General features: G+C 64.8%; 14 protein-coding genes and 1 pseudogene. 5 read left to right on the forward strand and 10 right to left on the reverse strand.

Annotated elements, in window-relative coordinates; all coding sequences use genetic code 11:
• Positions 1–18: 18 nt before the first annotated feature.
• Positions 19–1,470, forward strand: a complete 1,452-nt coding sequence (locus WS62_RS14840) for a bifunctional 2-methylcitrate dehydratase/aconitate hydratase (protein ID WP_066571903.1) — start codon at positions 19–21, stop codon at positions 1,468–1,470.
• Positions 1,471–1,521: 51 nt separating this feature from the next.
• On the forward strand, positions 1,522–4,239 hold the full coding sequence (acnA, locus tag WS62_RS14845) for an aconitate hydratase AcnA (RefSeq protein ID WP_066571905.1): 2,718 nt from the start codon (positions 1,522–1,524) through the stop codon (positions 4,237–4,239).
• A 249-nt stretch (positions 4,240–4,488) separates the two neighbouring features.
• On the opposite strand, the gene WS62_RS14850 is transcribed toward acnA, so the two are convergent.
• From WS62_RS14850 to WS62_RS14880, 7 genes are all read right to left on the reverse strand, one after another.
• Positions 4,489–5,034 carry an AidA/PixA family protein gene (locus WS62_RS14850; protein ID WP_066571908.1) on the reverse strand — a complete coding sequence of 182 codons (546 nt, stop codon included), beginning with the start codon at positions 5,032–5,034 and terminating at the stop codon, positions 4,489–4,491.
• Positions 5,035–5,166: 132 nt separating this feature from the next.
• Positions 5,167–5,661: an inclusion body family protein gene (locus tag WS62_RS14855; RefSeq protein ID WP_066571909.1), complete on the reverse strand. Its 495-nt coding sequence runs from the start codon at positions 5,659–5,661 to the stop codon at positions 5,167–5,169.
• Between the two features lie 283 nt (positions 5,662–5,944).
• A complete protein-coding gene (locus WS62_RS14860) occupies positions 5,945–6,319 on the reverse strand; it encodes a DUF2784 domain-containing protein (RefSeq protein ID WP_066571911.1) in 375 nt (124 codons plus the stop codon).
• 471 nt (positions 6,320–6,790) lie between these two features.
• Complete coding sequence (locus tag WS62_RS14865; RefSeq protein WP_066571913.1) at positions 6,791–7,225, reverse strand: hypothetical protein; 435 nt, start codon at positions 7,223–7,225, stop codon at positions 6,791–6,793.
• Between the two features lie 109 nt (positions 7,226–7,334).
• Positions 7,335–8,954 (reverse strand): tyrosinase family protein, encoded by a 1,620-nt coding sequence (locus WS62_RS14870; protein ID WP_066571915.1) that lies wholly within the window; start codon positions 8,952–8,954, stop codon positions 7,335–7,337.
• Between the two features lie 51 nt (positions 8,955–9,005).
• The gene (locus WS62_RS14875; protein ID WP_066571918.1) at positions 9,006–9,755 is read right to left on the reverse strand and encodes a DJ-1/PfpI family protein; all 750 of its coding nucleotides are present in this window, start codon (positions 9,753–9,755) and stop codon (positions 9,006–9,008) included.
• Positions 9,742–10,374, reverse strand: a complete 633-nt coding sequence (locus WS62_RS14880) for a hypothetical protein (protein ID WP_066571921.1) — start codon at positions 10,372–10,374, stop codon at positions 9,742–9,744. The genes WS62_RS14875 and WS62_RS14880 overlap by 14 nt, the downstream gene beginning before the upstream one ends.
• A 1,161-nt stretch (positions 10,375–11,535) precedes the next feature.
• Between WS62_RS14880 and WS62_RS38640 the strand changes: the two genes are divergently transcribed.
• The 3 genes and pseudogenes from WS62_RS38640 (at position 11,536) to WS62_RS36445 (ending at position 14,764) form a co-directional block, all read left to right on the forward strand.
• Positions 11,536–11,670 (forward strand): hypothetical protein, encoded by a 135-nt coding sequence (locus WS62_RS38640; RefSeq protein WP_082716366.1) that lies wholly within the window; start codon positions 11,536–11,538, stop codon positions 11,668–11,670.
• A gap of 427 nt (positions 11,671–12,097) precedes the next feature.
• Entirely contained in the window at positions 12,098–13,846 is a 1,749-nt protein-coding gene (locus WS62_RS14885; RefSeq protein ID WP_066571922.1) for a S53 family peptidase, read from the forward strand.
• Between the two features lie 165 nt (positions 13,847–14,011).
• Positions 14,012–14,764: pseudogene (locus tag WS62_RS36445) on the forward strand (IS6 family transposase).
• Between the two features lie 238 nt (positions 14,765–15,002).
• Here the strand turns inward: WS62_RS36445 and WS62_RS14895 are convergent.
• The 3 genes from WS62_RS14895 to WS62_RS14905 all read right to left on the reverse strand — a co-directional run bounded on the left by WS62_RS14895 (position 15,003) and on the right by WS62_RS14905 (position 19,637).
• On the reverse strand, positions 15,003–16,037 hold the full coding sequence (locus WS62_RS14895; protein WP_066571923.1) for a lipase secretion chaperone: 1,035 nt from the start codon (positions 16,035–16,037) through the stop codon (positions 15,003–15,005).
• A 3-nt stretch (positions 16,038–16,040) separates the two neighbouring features.
• The gene (locus WS62_RS14900) at positions 16,041–17,135 is read right to left on the reverse strand and encodes an esterase/lipase family protein (RefSeq protein WP_066571925.1); all 1,095 of its coding nucleotides are present in this window, start codon (positions 17,133–17,135) and stop codon (positions 16,041–16,043) included.
• 327 nt (positions 17,136–17,462) lie between these two features.
• Positions 17,463–19,637 carry a TonB-dependent copper receptor gene (locus WS62_RS14905; RefSeq protein WP_066571928.1) on the reverse strand — a complete coding sequence of 725 codons (2,175 nt, stop codon included), beginning with the start codon at positions 19,635–19,637 and terminating at the stop codon, positions 17,463–17,465.
• Positions 19,638–19,665: the final 28 nt, after the last annotated feature.

Below are 19,665 nucleotides of genomic sequence, written 5' to 3' on the forward strand. Positions count from 1 at the left end.
ATCCCGACAGGAGCTTCGATGTCCGCCCCAATCCCGAACGTCCGGCCCGCGCCGGATTCAGTGCTGGTCGATATCGCCGACTACGTGCTGAACCATCGCGTCGACAGTGCGCTCGCGCTCGAAACCGCGCGCCACTGCCTGATCGATACGCTCGGGTGCGGGCTCGAAGCGCTGTCGTATCCCGCCTGCACCAAGCTGCTGGGGCCGATCGTGCCGGGCACGATCGTGCCGCACGGCGCAAAGGTGCCCGGCACGGCATTCCAGCTCGATCCGGTGCAGGCCGCATTCAACATCGGCGCGGCGATCCGCTGGCTCGACTTCAACGACACCTGGCTCGCGGCCGAATGGGGCCATCCGTCCGACAACCTGGGCGGCATCCTCGCGACGGCCGACTGGCTGTCGCGCACCGCGATCGCGGCCGGCAAGCGGCCGCTCGCGATGAAAGACGTGCTCGTCGCGATGATCCATGCGCACGAGATCCAGGGCTGCCTCGCGCTCGAGAATTCGTTCAACCAGGTCGGCCTCGATCACGTGCTGCTCGTGAAGGTCGCGTCGACCGCGGCCGTCGGCCGCCTGCTCGGCCTGTCGCGCGACGAGCTGATCAACGCGCTGTCGCTCGCGTTCGTCGACGGCCAGGCGCTGCGCACCTACCGCCACGCGCCGAACACCGGTTCGCGCAAGTCGTGGGCGGCAGGCGATGCAACATCGCGCGCCGTGCGCCTCGCGCTGATCGCGAAGACGGGCGAGATGGGCTATCCGTCCGCGCTGAGCGCGAAGACCTGGGGCTTCTACGACGTGTCGTTCGGCGGCAAGCCGTTCAGCTTCCAGCGCCCGTACGGCACGTACGTGATGGAAAACGTGCTGTTCAAGATCGCGTATCCAGCCGAATTCCATGCGCAGACGGCCGTCGAGGCCGCGATGACGCTGCACGCGCAGCTCGCGGCCGCCGGCCGCACGGCGGATGAGATCCGCCGCGTCTCGGTGCGCACGCACGCGGCGGCGATCCGCATCATCGACAAACAGGGCCCGCTCGCGAACCCGGCCGACCGCGATCACTGCATCCAGTACATGATCGCCGTGCCGCTGCTGTTCGGCCGCCTGACGGCCGCCGACTACGAGGACGCGATCGCGGCCGACCCGCGGATCGACGCGCTGCGCGCGAAGATCGCGTGCGTCGAAGACCCGCAATTCACGAAGGATTACCACGACCCGGCGAAGCGCTCGATCGCGAATGCGCTCGCGATCGAGTTCAACGACGGATCGACGCTCGCCGAGGTGGCGGTCGAGTATCCGATCGGCCATATGCGGCGGCGCGCCGACGGGATTCCGCTCCTCATCGGCAAGTTCAGGACGAATCTCGCGCGCCGTTTCCCGGCGAAGCAGCAACAAGCGATTCTCGACGTGTCGCTGGATCAGGCAAAGCTCGAAGCGATGCCGGTCGATGAGTACGTCGATCTGTATGTGATATAGCCGTCAGATACAGGACTTCTTCTTTCCTAGCCTCAAACCCAGGAAATCACCATGGCCCACAATCTCCACAAAACACTCAAGGAATTCGACAGCGGTTCCGGCAAAGGCAAGTTCTACTCGCTGCCGAAGCTCGGCAAGGAACTGAAGACGAAGATCGATCGCCTGCCGGTCTCGATCCGGATCGTGCTCGAGTCCGTGCTGCGCAACTACGACGGCAAGAAGATCACCGAAGAGCACATCGAGCAACTGGCCAACTGGAAGCCGAATGCGAAGCGCGTCGATGAAATCCCGTTCGTCGTGTCGCGCGTCGTGCTGCAGGACTTCACGGGCGTGCCGCTCCTCGCCGACATCGCCGCGATGCGCGGCGTCGCGAAGCGCGCGGGCAAGAATCCGAAGAAGATCGAGCCGCTGGTCCCGGTGGATCTCGTCGTCGACCACTCGGTCCAGATCGACTACTTCCGCCAGAAGGACGCGCTCGACCTGAACATGAAGCTGGAATTCCAGCGCAACAACGAGCGCTACCAGTTCATGAAGTGGGGCATGCAGGCATTCGACACGTTCAAGGTCGTGCCGCCGGGCGTCGGCATCGTCCACCAGGTGAACCTCGAGTACCTCGCGCGCGGCGTCCACAAGAAGAAGGACGACGGCGACACCGTCTATTACCCGGACACGCTCGTCGGCACCGACAGCCACACGACGATGATCAATGGCATCGGCGTCGTCGGCTGGGGCGTGGGCGGCATCGAAGCCGAAGCGGGCATGCTCGGCCAGCCGGTGTACTTCCTGACGCCGGACGTCGTCGGCGTCGAGCTGAAGGGCAAGCTGCGCGAAGGCGTGACGGCGACCGACCTGGTCCTCACGATCACCGAAATGCTGCGCAAGGAGAAGGTCGTCGGCAAGTTCGTCGAGTTCTTCGGCGTTGGCACGAAAACGCTCGCGCTGCCGGACCGCGCGACGATCGCGAACATGGCGCCGGAATACGGCGCGACGATGGGCTTCTTCCCGGTCGACGAGAAGACGATCGACTACTTCAAGGGCACGGGCCGCACGAAGGCGGAAATCGCCGCGTTCGAAAACTACTTCAAGGCGCAGAACCTGTTCGGCATTCCGAAGGCGGGCGACATCGACTACACGAAGACGCTGACGCTGGATCTGTCGACGGTCGCGCCGTCGCTGGCAGGCCCGAAGCGCCCGCAGGACCGCATCGAGATCGGCAACGTCAAGTCGACGTTCAGCGATCTGTTCTCGAAGCCCGTCGCGGAAAACGGCTTCGCGAAGAAGGCGGAGGACCTGAACGCCCAGTACAAGACGAGCAACGGCGTCGACGTGAAGAACGGCGACGTGCTGATCGCCGCGATCACGTCGTGCACGAACACGTCGAACCCGAGCGTGCTGCTGGCCGCCGGCCTCGTCGCGAAGAAGGCCGTCGAGGCCGGCCTGACCGTCGCGCCGCACATCAAGACGTCGCTCGCGCCCGGATCGCGGATCGTCACCGAGTACCTGACGAAGACGGGCCTGTTGCCCTACCTCGCGAAGCTCGGCTTCGAAGTCGCCGCGTACGGCTGCACGACCTGTATCGGCAACGCGGGCGACCTCACGCCCGAGCTGAACGAAGCGATCACGAAGAACGACATCGTCGCGGCAGCCGTGCTGTCGGGCAACCGTAACTTCGAAGCGCGCATCCACCCGAACATCCGCGCGAACTTCCTGGCATCGCCGCCGCTCGTCGTCGCGTACGCGATCGCCGGCAACATCACGCGCGACCTGATGACCGAGCCGGTCGGCCAGGGCAAGGGCGGCAAGGACATCTACCTCGGCGATATCTGGCCGACGAGCGAAGAAGTCCAGTCGCTCCTCAAGTTCGCGCTCGATCCGGAGAAATTCGAGAAGAACTACGCGCAGCTCACGAAGAAGGGCGACCTCTGGAGCAAGATCGAAGGCGAAAGCGGCCAGGTGTACGACTGGCCGAAGTCGACGTACATCGCGGAACCGCCGTTCTTCGGCAGCGAATTCTCGATGGAGCCGGCCGATTCGATCGCGACGGTCAAGGGCGCGCGCGCGCTCGGCATCTTCGGCGACTCGGTCACGACCGACCACATCAGCCCGGCAGGCTCGATCAAGGAAGACTCGCCGGCCGGCAAGTGGCTGAAGGAAAACGGCGTGCAGAAGGCCGACTTCAACAGCTACGGCTCGCGTCGCGGCAACCATGACGTGATGATGCGCGGCACGTTCGCGAACGTCCGGATCAAGAACCTGATGATCCCCGCGAAGGCCGACGGCACGCGCGTCGAAGGCGGCCTGACGATCCACCAGCCGAGCGGCGAACAGCTGTCGATCTACGACGCGGCGATGAAGTACATCGACGCCGACACGCCGACCGTCGTGTTCGCGGGCGAGGAGTACGGCACGGGCTCGTCGCGCGACTGGGCGGCCAAGGGCACGCAACTGCTCGGCGTGAAGGCCGTGGTCGCACGCAGCTTCGAGCGGATCCACCGTTCGAACCTGGTCGGCATGGGCGTGCTGCCGCTGCAGTTCAAGGGCTCGGACAGCGTCCAGTCGCTCGGCATCACGGGCGACGAGACGTACGACATCGAAGGTCTCGGCGACGACTTCAAGCCGCAACAGGACGTCGCGCTCGTGATCCATCGCAAGAACGGCGAAACGAAGCGCGTGCCGGTGCTGCTGCGCATCGATACACCGATCGAAGTCGACTACTACAAGCACGGCGGCATCCTGCCGTTCGTGCTGCGCTCGCTGCTCGCAGCGTAAGCGTCCTGTTTTTTTGCAGGGACCGCGCGACGCAGCGATGCGTGCGCGGTCGATTTGAAGCCCGGCCTGGCCGGGCTTTTTTTGGGTTCATCCGGCTGGGGAAATCTCGCGTGCGATCGCGGAGCCTGCTTCGCGCGATCAGCGCCGCTCGCCGCTCGGACGTCCACGGCTACGCCGCCGGCGCACACGCTCATCGTCACCTGCGCCCATCGCGAAAGCTCTGCACAGTTCGATGCCCGTCCGCCCCGATCACGCCGGCGACGTGTCGCCAAGCACCTCGATCCGAACCTGCCACGTAAAGTACGCGAGCGGCGCACATGTGCGGTCCGCGATCATGAAATCCGCCTCGCAGTCGGTCGAACCGACTGCCGCGAGCGGCACCCGCCAAAAGTGCTCGGTCAGATCCTGTGCGCGCGGCTGCATCGGATCGTCCGGATTCGGCACGACCACCGTCGATTCGCGCGTGTGCAGTTCGATCGGGCCGACGATGCCCATGTCCGCGGGCGTCATACGATAGAACAGCACCCGCTTCTCTCCGTACAGCGACAGCGCGCTCTCGTGCAGATGAAGCGCGTCGCCGGGCGACAGAGGCGCGACGATCCGGCTGTCGTTTCGGCCGAGCGCCTGCTCGACGCCGCCGTACATCACGTACAGATATTTTCCGCCGACGGGTGTCGGCGCGTCGGGATCGAGGCTCGCATCCGGATACGCGTCGAGCAGCGTCGCGACGTCGGCGATCACGAGCACGTCGGAGCATCGCGCCGGCTCGTCCGCGGGTTGATTGGGTTCGGCCATGACATCCTCATAGCGGAATCTGCGCGACCACCATGGTTGCTCGCGCGCATGCGAAACCGCGTCGCCGCGCGACGCAGCCCAGGCGGCGACCGGGACCGGATTCCCGCCCTCTCGGACGAGAATCCGCCGACATCAGTATTCGATCGTGATGAACGGGTCCCACTGGCAGCAGCCGCAGATCTGGCATCGGCGGTCGAGGATCACGAACTGGAAGTGGTAAGTGACGCGCCCGCGCTTCAGCACCTCGGACGACCAGAAATAGTTCTGCACCGTCTGGCATTTCGGCTTCGCCGGATCTGACGTGTTCGGCACCGGCAGCGACGTCTCCGCCAGGCGCGGCGTCGTGATCAGCTCGCCGCCCTGGTTCGCGATGAACTTGTAGAAAATCACCTGCTTTTCGAAACCGAGCGAAACGCTCGACTCGCGCCAACGGACAAGATCGCCGGCCTCGGCCTTCAGATTCAGCTCGCCGCCGGCCTGACCACTAATCACGTTGTCCTGATTGGTGATCAGGTCAATATGGTGCCAGTCGATGAGCAGCGGATTGTTCGGATTGCTGGCGTTCGGATACTTCTGCAAAATGGTTTCGGTATCGACTGCGACGAGCACATCGGTCACGCGTGACATAGCGCCTCCTGGTGGTCATGGATAGTCAGTCAACGCGAGCATGCGTGCCGATGATCGAATCGCGTCCTACGCATGACTAAGCATCCGCATGCCGCGAATATCAATATATGAACAGCGGGATATCGCCCCCCAACCACGAAAGCTGGCAGGCCCGTTTTGCCGAAATTCGGCATCGACGTCGCTCGGTCAACGAAGCAGTGCATCGGCCCCGTCGACGATCCGAACCGCGATCGCCGGACGAAGGGGCTTGCAACGACGCGAGTCGATTTTGTCGCCTCCGCAACTATCGGTTCCGGCGAGCGGGAATCCGGCGCCACGTCAGCCACACGATCAGCGTGAACAGCACGTACGCGACCGTGAACACCCACGCCGGCAAGTCGTAGTACAGCAATCTGCCGACCCAGCGCTGCACGAAGCCCTGCGCACTTGGCGAACCGGTGCGCAGACGGTCTTCGAGCACCGTGAGCGGACAATCGATGCCGAGCGCCGCCAACGCGGCGACGATGCCGATCGCGAGCAGATGGACGAGCCTGAACGTCCGGTCGCGCACCCATCGCCAGCCGAGCGCGGCGCCCGTCCAGATCGCGGCGAGTCCGCCGACGATGAAAAGCACGATCAGCGCATGCAAGACGAGTACGGTATCGGCGAGCCAGACCATGATGTCCTTTGAGCGGGCGGCGGAATTGCCGCACGCGCCCGCCGTGCGTCGATGCGGTGCCTGCTTGCTGTGGCCATGCTGTCGACGTCGATGCGTGGCGGACGCGGATGGACACGGGTAGGCGCAGCTACATCGACCGCTCGTGAGACGACGGTCGAGGGACGAACCGGATCCTCCACCGCAAGCGCGCTGCTTCGAACCGTGCGACGACCGTCGCGCTCACGAGCGCCGCAGTCCCGCAAAACGGAGCATACGCCGATGCCGGCGCGCATCGGCATAGCGATCGAAGGCGCTGGCCGACGACTGGTGCGGACTCGCGGCGGCATTGCGCCGTTCGCACTCGAATCGAGCGCCTACCGAGGAAGAGATATTTCCTGGACGGCCGCGCAACGCAGCAACGCGTGCGCGCGGCCGGCGAACGGCCCGGCCACGCCGGGCGCCTCGATCGTCAGGAAGCGGCCGGATCGGCCGTCAGCTCGCCGGCTTGTCGAGCACCGCATACCACGAGCACACGACGCCTGCGGGCGCGACGCCGCCCGCTCCGTTCGAGTGCGGCACGGTGCGCACGATCGACCCGGCGAGCGCGGGCCGCTGCTTGATGCCGTTCGGCCAGGCCGGACTCAGATAGCCGACGTAGTCGTAGATCCACTCCTCGCCGCTCACCTTGCCGCGCCCCTGGAACCTCACGGTATTGGGCGCGCCGTAGTCGACGTAGCCGCTCAGCGTCAGTTCCCATCCATCGCCATAGATGCGGCCCTTGAAGACGCCCATCGGCGCCTTGTCGATCTGGATGTTGGCGCGGCCGAACTCCAGCTTGTCGAAGTCCGTCGACAAGTTAGGATCGTTGATCAAACTGCGGTACGTCCAGATGCCTGCCAGGCTGCCGATTTCCGGGTCGTAGCTCATGTCGGACTCCTTTGTCGCGCCGGATCGGCCTGAGCGCCGAACCGGAGCTGCACACATGGAAAAAGAAACGGACCGTCAGCGAGGACGCACGCGGCGCCCTCGCCGTCCTTCAGTCGGCGACGTCGAACTGCAGCGGCAATCCGGACACCGTCGCGATAGCCGCCTTCGCCGCGCTCGGCACGCCGCCCCCGCGGTGAATGAACTCCACCCGGAATTTCGCTTTCGGCACGTCGTCGGCCGGAATCGCGCTCAACGGGAAATGGGCGACGACGTCCAGATGCGTCAGGCAATTCGCGCAATGCACGACGTTCCAGCGGCTCAGAACCGACTTGTGGCCGAGGTAGTACTCGCGCGTCTTGCCGTTCGGGTCCGTCACGGTCGCGTACGCCTTCATGATGAAGGATCCTTGGAACTGCGCGCGGTCGATGCCCGTCACCGTCAGCTTCTTCGTGCTGTTTCCGCTCGGTACGGCCAGCAACGACGCCTTCCGTTCGGAAGCGACGTCGTCGAGCGAACCCGGCCCGTACGTGAATCCGAGCTGGCGCTCGATGTTGATGCAGTCCTCGGACGTGTAGGGCTCGCCGTTGGACTTCTTGAACGGATTGAGCGACGTCTTGAGACTGAGCGCCTCGCCCGGCGCGAAACCGGGAGTCGGCCCTTGCGAATCGCTCGCGTTCGTGCCCGGATAGTCGCGGATGATGTCGAGATGGTCGGTGTGCTCCGTCTGCTTCTGCCAGATCCAGAACATGCGATCGACGTTGCAGTGATGGAAAAAGAAAATCGGATCCATGCCGGCCGTGTTGTTTTCCCCCATGTCGCCGTTCGCGCCGGCGATCTGTCCGACTTCGTCGCCGGGCCCGTTGCCGAGATCGAAACCGCCGACGGACAGATGGATGTCGTTGTGCGGCGATTCGACGGGTGTCACGTAGCCCGGGTTCGAGCTGTTCCATACCGATGCGGAAGTCGTATTGGAGAACACCGTGTAGTTCGGCGCCGACAGGCAGCGGACGTATTTCGCATAGACGCCGTTGCTGGTCGGATTGGGATCCTCCGGCGTCGGCGAACTGCCGCGCAACCATGCCATCACGTTGCTGTTGAGCAGTTCGGTATTCTTCTGCGGATTCGGGAACTTCGCATTGTGCATAGTCGTCTGCTCGAGCGCCTCCGGCGTGCCGACGAGGCCGGACAACGGGTAACGCTTCGTCACATACCCTTTCGGTTTCTCGTAGATGTTGCCGTCACCCGGCAGGTGATCGGACAGCGCTTCGGGCAGCACGAACGAGCGCAGCGGATTGTCGATTTTCTTGCCGTCCAGCACGAACGTCTCCTGGGTCAGAATCGACGGAATTCCGTGCTTCAGCGTATAGTCGTCCGTCTCGTCCCAGAACGGCATCGACACGCCCGGCACGATGCTCTGGAGCGCCTCTTCCAGCTTGTAGACATACATCCGGTGCCAGGTCGGGAACAGCACGTTGCCGTGATTGCAGTAGCCGCCCCAATACGGATAGATGTCGTCTGGGGGCAAGGCGTCCACCGGCTTGCGATACTGGAACGGTTCGCCGTGATAGCCGCCGAGCGCGAAGAACGATTTCGGATCCGACGGCGGCAACGCCTTGATGCCGGCCCATGCGCGCACGAGATCTTCGAGCGGCTTCTTGTCTTTGTCGTCGTAGCGCCTCTGAAGCTCGTGCACCGACTCGCGCACTCTCGGTTTATTCAAGTTTGACATGTCCACTCCTTTTATCGCGTAGCGTTGCGGTCCCTCGGCATGCCTCGGGATTTACGGATGACGGCGTCGTCTTGCAAGCACGCGCGCGATGGTCTCGGCCATGCCGGGAAACGCGCATGTGCTGCCCTCGCCCGGCTCAAGAACGGGCGGGCGAGCGACCGACGGATCGCCATCGGTAAATGGGGGTGAAGGGTTGTACTGGATGGTGAGCTGAACCTTGCCGGCCACGACGTCGTTGGATAGCAGCGCGACGATCTTCAGCGCCTCGTCGAGCCCGGACGCAATGCCGCCGCCGGTGATGCGCGTGCCGTCGATGACAAAGCGCGGATAGTCCGGCGCCACGTCGATGCGTGGAAACAGCCTGAGACAGGGGAGAAATGCCCAATGCGTCGTCGCTTTGTAACCGTCCAGATAACCGGCCGCCGCGGCAAGCAGCGCCCCTTCGCACACCGAAGCCGCGTAATCGGCAGACGACGCCTGCCGCGACAGAAATTCCATGCGCGCCGAATCGAGCATCAAGCGCTGCAGCGCGGCGGGATCGCCGCCGGGCACCCAGAGCAGATCCACTTGCCCGACATCGCGAAAACTCGGCAAATCGCCACCGAGCGTCAGGTGGTCGCGCGTCGCGACGGAAGGACCGTCGAACGAGATCAGATGCACTTCGCGATGCGGCGCGTCGTGGATCACGTCGGGCTCGACCTGCGCCATCCAGTCGAACAGTTCGCGCGGCACCGCGACGTCGAGCAAATCTACGCCGTCGTACACGACGATGCCGATCCGATAAGCGTCAGTTGATCGCATGGCTCGCCCTCGCCGCCGTTATCGCGTCGTCCATCGCCCGCATTGCGACGTGATGGAGCATCATGCCGACCAGCATCGAGCACACCAGTCCATTCGCGCCCCACGGCCAGTCGACCAGATTCGCCCACGTCGTCAGCAGCATGGCCGACAGGTTCATCGCGAACATCATCGTGCCGAGCGCGACGGCGACATCGACGATCCGCCTGAACGGGCGGACGCCGCGCTTTCGATCGCCGTGCACGCTCAGGATGCTCAAGCCGAGCATCGCCGCGGCGGTGAACGGAAACAGGCGAACGTGCAAGATCCAATCGTCGACGAAGGACGCGCGGCTGCACAGTGCAAGCACTGCCTCCGGATAAGTCGACGCAAAATCCGCAAGCAGCGCGCCGCTCAACACGGCCGCGCCCGCGATCGGCGATACGCCTGCGTGCATGTCGCGACATGCGCGCATCGTCCCGACGACGGCAAGTGCGAGCGCAGGCAGCGCGTTCCATGCCCAGAACGTCGGCGCATGCGATGCGGCGATGGGCAGCACGCACGCGACCCAGCCCGCCAATGCGTGCAGCACGACGCGAGCCGAGCGCGCCCGATCGAAGCCGATGCTGGATGCACGGAACATCTGATAGTCCCCGTCATGTATTTCTTTGTGTTCGTGTGGCGCGGCCGCCTTCGGCGTGGTCTCGATTCCGATCGCCCGATTTCGGTCAGCGGCATCGCGCCTCGTCGACGACGGATACGGCGCACAACCATCGCCGAAGGCAAAGCATTCGCGCCATGTCCTTCCGCTTCGATGCAGTGGAACGCGGTGCGCATGCGACATCGTCTGCGGCGAGCGCCCCTTTTCGGCACGGACGTCGTCAACGCGCGCAGCCCCCTTTTTGCCGGCGCTCCGGGCTTTCGTATTCTCCTTCTGTATCCGGTGCAGTTTCGTCCTGCGAACGATGCCGGGCGCCTCCGCGCGACATGTCACGAGATCGTGAGCGATCTCTCGTCGACGATGCTTCGTTGCCGGCCGTCACGGCCCGCTCCATCAATCGTTCGAATGCCGAAGCATCACTACTCGACGAATCACAGATCAATCTAGGCGGCGGCAGAGCGATTCCCCAACTACCAGAAGTAGTAGGCCCGGTCGGCTTGCGATGCCGACCGGCCGGGCCGCGTCGCGCATCACCTTCTGCGACGCGGACGAGCCGCTTGCCGACGGCACGGAAGCATCGACATGCTGTTGGGCGCGCACTGCTCCGAAAAGCCTTCGTAACGATGTGCTCCGTTAAAAGCGCTTGCGATGAACGGATTTGTCGCTGTCGGTTCGTGCTGTCCCGCACTGTCTTTCGCTTCGCCTGCCGCGCATGCGCCGCCGATCGAACACCGTTCTTTGTCGAGACGATTACGCGCGCCGCCATCGCGCGGATTGTGCGTGTCGATTGTTCCCACGCGATTCCAGTGACACAGATCGAAATCTGACGAGGAGGAAACCATGCGCGATGATGTTCATCACGCCTCCTACCAACGGTGACCTGCGCATCCCGCTGGCTCACGCCATCGATCCAGAAGCCCCCGAGAGCGTTCAGAGCAATGCGGGCTCAGTGCGTCGACGCCATCACGCACGCGATCCAATCTCGCGGCTGCGTCATTGCGTCAGGCATCGAACCAAGGGGAAACCCTATAATGTCGACTTCTTTGGCGCGCGTCGCATCCGGTCGTCCGCGCCCACATACGGAGCCACGCGCGGAGGCGAATCCGCGCCATATTTCGACGCGGCCGTCGCCGCGAATCCATCATGAAGCGAATCGGAGCGTTTTTCATCGCAACCTGGTCGGCCGCCGCACTGCTCTATCTGGGACGGCACTCGGTGCCGATGATCGCGATGAGCGGCGTCGTCGCGCTTGCGAGTTTCGATCTGTTCCGTCCGTAAATCGGCTGTGGCGCGCAGGCTCGCGGCCGCCTCCACATCGGTTGCCACCGAGCGAAATCGCTGCCTGATCGACCGCCAATCGCATCGGCTCACGGCAAAAACAGCATTCGTCGACGCCTCACCGGTCTCGACCTCGCACCTCGACGCAGTCTCTAGAATGACCCGTCAAAAAAGAAAGATGTCGCGCGCATGCGTCACATTCTTTCATTCAGCATCCTAAGCAATTTCATCCCAATCCATTTCCCCTTTCATTCATCGTTCACCACTCAGATAGTGGGTTGGTGTGTCACTTTTTCTCTGTCAACAGTAACAGCTAACCAAACTGGCAGTTACCGAAAAGAGAAGTGCTCGCATACGCTTAGCGCGCTCTCGTCCCCACAAGGGTCAGCGCTTGTCAACGTCGCACTCTCTCAAAAGGACACACTCGATGAACAAGACCGACGAATTTGCACTCTCCCTCTCCCCGCTGTGCAGGCGACTTGCCTGCGTGTGGCCGTTCGCGCTCGCCGCCGGCGTCGCACACGGCGCGACGGACTGGGTCGATACGCATACCAAAGCTTTCTTGAATCATGCGCAGATCGAGACGCTCGCCCGCAGCGCGAACACCGCATCGCTCGAGGTCGCGTCCGGCGAAGCCACGCACGTCGTGGTCAGCCTGAAGCTGCGCAATGCCGAACAGCTGAAAGCCATCGCGCACAACGTCAACGATCCGCGTAGTTCGCAGTACCGGCAATTCATCACGAGCGCGCAATTCCTGTCGAACTACGCGCCGACCGAAGCGCAGGCGAAGCAAGTCGTCGACTATCTGCGCAAGAACGGCTTCGTCGACATCCGCGTCGCGCCGAACCGCATGCTCGTTTCCGCGCGCGGCACCGCAGGCACGGTCAAGCAGGCGTTCAACACGTCGCTCGTCCACTTCGGATACGCGGGCCGCTCGGGCTTTGCGAACGCGTCCACCGCGCAGGTGCCGAGCGCGCTCGGCGACGTCGTCGGCTCCGTGCTCGGCCTGCAGAACGTCGCGCGCGCACGGCCGCTTTCGAAGATCGGCGCCGTCGCGAAACCGCAGGCGCTCGCGTCAGGCACGGCGACGGGCCACTACCCGTCGGAATTTCCGGGGCTCTACAACGCGACCGGCGTGCCGACCGCGGCGAACGCAACGGTCGGCATCATGACGATCGGCGGCGTGTCGCAAGCGTTGTCGGATCTGCAGCAGTTCACGAGCGCGAACGGGTATTCGAGCGTGTCGACACAGACCGTGCAGACCAACGGCTCGGGCGGCAACTACAGCGACGATCAGGAAGGCCAGGGCGAATGGGATCTCGACAGCCAGTCGATCGTCGGCTCCGCGGGCGGTCAGGTCGGCCAACTGATCTTCTACATGGCCGATCTCAACGCATCGGGAAACACCGGCCTCACGCAAGCGTTCAACCAAGCCGTATCGGACAACACGGCGAAAGTGATCAACGTGTCGCTCGGCTGGTGCGAAACCGATGCGAACGCGGACGGCACGCTCGCCGCCGAAGAGCAGATCTTCACGCAAGCGGTCGCGCAGGGTCAGACGTTCGCCGTGTCGTCGGGCGACGAAGGCGTCTACGAATGCAACAACCGCGGCTATCCGGACGGTTCGAACTACTCGGTATCGTGGCCGGCGTCGTCGCCGCACGTGCTCGCGATCGGCGGCACGACGCTCCACACGTCGTCGTCAGGCGCGTTCTCGAACGAGACCGTGTGGAACGAAGGGCTGGACGGCAACGGCAAGCTGTGGGCGACGGGCGGCGGCGTCAGCACGATCCTGCCGAATCCGTCGTGGCAGTCGGGCAGCAACCGCAAGCTGCCGGACGTGTCGTTCGACGCTGCGCAAAGCACGGGCGCGTACATCTACAACTACGGCCAGTTGCAGCAGATCGGCGGCACGAGCCTGTCCGCGCCGATCTTCAGCGGCTTCTGGGCACGGATCCTATCGGCGAACGGTGCGAACCTCGGCTTCCCGGCCGCGCGCTTCTATCACTCGATCCCGACGCATTCGTCGCTCGTGCGCTACGACGTCACGTCCGGCAACAACGGCTATCAGGGATACGGCTACAACGCGTCGACGGGCTGGGACTACCCGACCGGCTGGGGCAGCATCAACATCTCGAACCTGAACCAGCTTATCCATTCGGGCGGCTTCAACTAAGCCGGCGGCCGCTGGCGTGAGCAGCAGATGCCAGGCCGCAATCGGCCTGCAACGAACGACAAGCACGCCGCGACCGGAGGGCGCGCCGCGCTTGTCTGCATACCGAAGTTTCAGCTCACCGCACGGCTTTGTCACATTGACAAGGGTGTCGGCGAAGGTGGCATGATGAGAAAGTCGAAATCGCTTTACCACGGCCACCGGTTTCCGGCGTCGATCGTCAGCCACGCGGTGCGTTGGTATTTTCGCTTCCAGCTCAGCCTTCGCGACATCGAGGAGTTGCTGTTCGAGCGTGGCATGACTGTCGGCCATGAAACGATTCGCCGCTGGTGCGACAAATGCGGCGCTGGCTTCGCGCATCGGATTAAGGCCGCCTGTCGCCAGCCCGGCTCGACATGGCACCTTGACGAGATGTTCGTGACGCTGCGCGGCGAACCTTGGCTGTTGTGACACGCGGTCGATGAGCACGGCATCGAACTCGACATTCTGTTACCGACGCGCCGCGACAAGGCCGCCGCGAAACGCTGCTTTAAACGCGTTCTGACCGGCTGCTCCGGGGGCACCGAAGAGGATCGTCACCGACCAGTCGCGCAGCTACCCGGCCGCAAAAGCAGAAATCCCGGAACTGGCAAAGGTGAAGCACGTGTTCGTCAACGCCAGCACCCACGTGAACAGCCGCGCCCAAAATAGCCACCAGCCGACGCGCGAACGTGAGCGGCGGATGCGCGGTTTGCGTTGCCCCGAACGCGCCCAGAAATTTCCATCTTGCTTCGGGCCGATCGGCAACACTTCGCGCTCAAGCGCCATCTGCCGCGCGCTTCGCTCTATCGCAAGCTGCTCACCGTACGATTTGCAGCATGGCGTCTTTTCACCGGCATCGCACAAATTCCGTCCACAAGCGCTGAACCACGACTTCCTTAGCGATTTCTCGTCATGTGGTCGGCAACGTGACAACGTCATGGGTGACGAAACGGGGCTGCATCTCGTGATCGGACTGCCGAAGGACTGCGACGCAGACCTCATTCGAGGGGCTGCTGATCGGCTATGCATGCCGAACGGGCGCATCGCGCCCGCGTTCGACGCGCTCGCGCAAACGATCGAAGTGGATCTGAACACGCACATGCACGAGCACGCACCGCATGCGCTCGTGCACGATGCGCTACTGCATCTGCATCGCCGCGCCGCCGCGATCGAGCGACGCCGCGCGCAACGCCTCGCCCGGCTCCGTGAAATAGCGCTGCCGCAGTTGCGCGACCTGCGCGTCGCGATCCTGCGGCGACAGGTTCTGCGCATCGAGCTGCGCGCGCTGCGCCGCGTACTCGTCGTACTTCGCGCGCCACGCATCGTTCGCCTGCTGCAGCTTCGCGACGCGATCCGCGGCTTGCGGCCCGAGCGATTGCGCGAGCTGCGCACGCATCTCGTCGGGCGACGCCCCCGACTTCTGCAATTGCGCGATCCGCGCGACCGCATCGTTCTGCTGCTTCTCGCGCGCCTGCTCTGCACGCTGATCGAGCGGCAGTTGCTGCTCGAGCGCGGCAAGACGCGCGGCCTTCTGCGCATCCGTCAGCGAAGCATCCCGCATGATCTTGAGCCGCGCGAGATCGTAACGCTGCCGCTGCTGCTCGGCGCCGAAGAACGGCGTGCTCCAATCGCCGAGCGTGCGGCTCGCGATCGACTCGCGCTGATCGAGCGCGAGTTGCAACGTCGTGATATCGAACTTGTTGCCAGGCGCGCCGCCGTCCGGCAGCTTCGCCAACTGGTCGAGATACGCGCGGTAGCGTTTCCAGACATCGAGCGCCTCGCCCTGCGCAACCGTGCCGTCGAGCTGCGCGGCGATCTCGCGCGAAACGAGCGCATCGAGCGCCGCGGCGCTCAGCTCGTTCTGCGCGCTCAGGCAATAGTCGAAGAAATCACGCACCGCGCGCGCCTTCGCGAGGTGGCCGTGCGCGTCGAGCGGCAGGCGCGGCGCCGACGAGCCCGCGAGCGACGCAGGCAGCGCGCTCGCGCCGGAACCGGCATCAGCACCCGCCGCCGCGACGGCGGGCGCCGACGACGCGACGACAGGCGCGACGCCGGACGCGCCGGCATCGTGCTTCGCCGGCGCGCCGACGACATACCAGACCGCACCGGCCGCGACGACGCCGGCCACCCTATAAAGCGCGACGCGTCGCGCGATGCCGCCTTCGCCCGTCATCGATCACACACCCTGCGTCTTCAGCCGGTTCGCATGCGTGCGGATCACGGCGACCGGGTCCTCCGCATACGCGCCGCGCACGCCGAGCAACTGGTTGATCTCGTCGAGGTGATTCCACTTGTAGCTCGTGCCGAGCACCTGGCCGTACAGCGAGCTGCAGCGCGAAACCAGCCCGTCGTTCGCGCCGGAGCCGCGGTTGATCATCACCGTGCCGGTGCCGACGAACGCGAGCGTCGACGGATCGAGCGCGTTCGCCGGATCGACGACCGGGATCGTGCTCGTATCGGTTACGCCCGTCACGCCGAGAACCGACAGCGTCGGCTGGATCGCCGTGCCGCCCCACGAATACAGCAGATGCGTGCTGCCGCCGACCGTCTCGGTCGGCGCCCCCGTCTGGCACGAGCCCGGTGCGCCGAGCCCGGCGCTCGGATAGTTCTGGTTGTAGGTCGCGGTCTGCGACGTCGTGAGCGTCTTCAGCGCGGCGAGCGCGTCCTGGTTCGTGTTGTTGTTGCTGCTCGTCAGGATGCCGAACACATTGACGAACGCGGCGATCACCGTCGACGACAGGCCGGTCGGATCGTACGCCAGCACGGTCTGCACGAAGTCCGCGAACTCCGAGCCGCGATGCGGCGTGCCGATCGTCGTCACCGACGCGACGAGCTGCGGCGCGACGGCCGCGACGTAGCGCGACGTGAGCCCGCCCTGGCTGTGGCCGATCAGGTTCACCTTCGACGCACCCGTTGCGGCGAGCACCTGCTGCACGTACGCGAGCAGCTGCTCGCCGCGGCCGTTCGGCCCGTCGTCGCTCTGGAAGCCGGACAGGTTCGCGACGTAGACCGTTGCGCCGTGCGCCTGCAGATCCTCGGTGATGCCGTACCAGTACTCGAGGACGTTCGCGTATTTGTCGGTGCCGGTCAGGCCGTGCACGAGGATGATCGGATACTTGGTCGCCGCGTAGTTGTCGACGGCAGTCGTCGCCGCGACGGCGGATTGCGCACCTGCAAGCGAGAGGAACGTCCCGATGCTCGCGGCGGGCGCCGCGCTCATCGCGAACGCGACCGCAGCCGCCATTGCTTTGGATCGCATCGATCTGGCCATGTACGTCTCCTTTTGTTTGAATCGTATCGGATGGGGGGTATAGCTTCTGTTGGCATGACTACGTTTCGCGCCGCCCGGATACGCAGCCTGCACGCCGACACAGTTGCATGGCCCAACGGCGCTGCATAGGGTGCGATGACGATCTTTGACGATTTAAACGAAGCCCCTGCATCGGCAAACGGAGTGAAGCATGCCTAACGAAAATTTGCCGGCGGTTAGACACGGCTCTCTAATCGATTGACGAAGACGACGCGGATAAGCGGGTGCGCCGCCTGCATCGCGAATGCTGCATTGCGATGCAGGCGGAAAGGAGGGATCAGCGGGGGGTCAGAGTTTGGTGCTCAAGCGGATCCAGGCGGTGCGGCCGGGCTCCGTGACGGGCATGTTCGCCGGGTAGCCGAAACCGGCGTTGCCCGCGAGGTTCAGGTGCTCCGCATAAGCCTTGTCGAGCACGTTGTCGATGCCGACCGAGATCTGCACCGCCTTGCTCACGTTGTACTGCGCATGCAGCGACAGCACGCCGAAACCGGCGCTCGAACCGAAGTCCTTGCCGACCACGTTGCCCTCGTTCAATGCATAGCGATGCTGCGGCGCAACGACGCGCCACAGGCCGCCTGCCGACCACGGCCCGCGCGCGTATTCGACGCCGAAGCGCGCTTCGAGCGGCGGCATTTGCGGCAGCGGCGCGCCGCTTTGCACGTTGCGTCCCCATGCATACGCGAGCGACGCGTCGAAGCGCCATGGCGCGAGCGAACGCCACGACGTGCCGAGTTCGCCGCCCATGATCTGCGCGTTGACGTTCGTCGCCTGCGTCGTCTGCCCCATTGGGCCCGTCGCGTAGTCGAACAGGATGAAGTCCTGCACATAGCCCGCATAGGCGGATATCCACGCATCGAGCTTGTCGCTCTTGTACTGCGCGCCGATGTCGAGCTGCGTCGTCTTCTCCGGCTTGACCGCCGAGAACGCGTTCACCGAGCCGGCCGGGCCGCGCTTCGCCGAAAACAGTTCCCAATAATCGGGAAAGCGCTCCGCGTGCCCGATGCCCGCATACCAGGTGACGGGCAGCGACGCGAGATCGCGCTCGTAGCGGACGAAGCCGCTCGGCAGCACGCGCGAGCGAAGATCGTCGAAGGTCGGGTTGCGCATGCTCGTCATCATGCCGCCCGCCGTCGCGCGCTTGTCGCGCGCAGCCGCATAATCGATCCGCGCGCCGCCGATCACGCGCGACACGTCGCTCGCATACCAGGTCAGCTCGCCGAACGCGCCCGCGTTCCACATGTTCGCCTGCGGATTCCACGGCTTGTCGCCATAGTTTTGCATCCCCATCGCCGAGCGCGAATCGAGACGGTTCGACTGCGCGTCGACGCCCGTCACGAGCTTGAACGCATCGGTGAAGCGCAGCGTCGCCGCGACGCGCGCGCCGAGCGTGCGGCGCCGCACTTCGGACGCCATCCGCATCGGCATGCTGCTCGTCGGATCGGGCATCCGCAGCGTGTAGTTGTCCATCACGTGATCGGCTTCGTTGTAGAAGACCTGTGCCTCGATCCGGTCGAGCACGTCGCCGATGTGCTTCTTGTCGAACTTCAGGCCGAACGTCTCGCGCCGGAAATGCGCGCCGTCCATCCCGCGGCCCGCGTAGCGCGCGTAGCCGTCGCCCGTGCCCGCCGTCAGCTCGAGCCGCGTGTTGTCGTCGGGCGTCCAGCCGAGCGCCGCGTCCGCATTCCACTTGTCCCACTTCGACGGCACCGTGCGGCCGTTGCCGTCCTCGTAATCCTGCGAATGCGCATGGTTCGCGGTCACGCGGCCGTAGAAGTCCGGCGTGCCGGCGGTCACGTCGACGTTCTGATCGTTGCGGCCGAACGAACCGCCGACGACGCTGCCGTCGAAACGCATGCCCGGCGTCTTGAAGCGCGGCGTCACGCGCTCGAACAGCACCGTGCCCGCCGACGCACCCGGTCCGTACAGCACCGTCTGCGGTCCCTTGACGACCGTCACCTTGTCGTAGCTCTCGGGCGCGATGTACGACGTCGGCGCGTCCATCCGGCCGGGGCACGCGCCGAGCGTCGGCATGCCGTTCGCGACGATGTTCAGGCGCGAGCCGAACATCCCGCGCAGCACCAGGTCGCCGTTCGTGCCGCCGCTGCGGATCGACGCGAAGCCGGGAATCGTCTTCAGGTAATCGGCGCCGTCGCTCGCGGGCAGCGGCTGGCGCGGCGCTTTCGGATCGGTGACGACGACGAGCGGCGTCGATTCGGGCGCCGCGACGATTTCGATCGTCGGCAGCACGGGCGCGTCCACCGTCGTGCCGGTTGCCGTATCGGCCGTCATGCCGGCGGCGTCGTGACGACGCGCGACGTCGGTCGTCTGCGCGAAGGCCGGCGCGGGATTGAAGGTGAAGGCGCCCGCCGCGAGCGCGGGGACGGTCAGGCTGATCGCGCGACGGCGACGGCGCGCGCCGTCCGCACGCGCGGCATGCGCGTGACGCAAGTACTTGGATGTCATGAATCGAAACTCGAAAGACGCCCCTCCG

Origin of the sequence: Burkholderia sp. ABCPW 14, assembly GCF_001523835.1 — a bacterium.
Lineage (GTDB): Bacteria > Pseudomonadota > Gammaproteobacteria > Burkholderiales > Burkholderiaceae > Burkholderia > Burkholderia mayonis.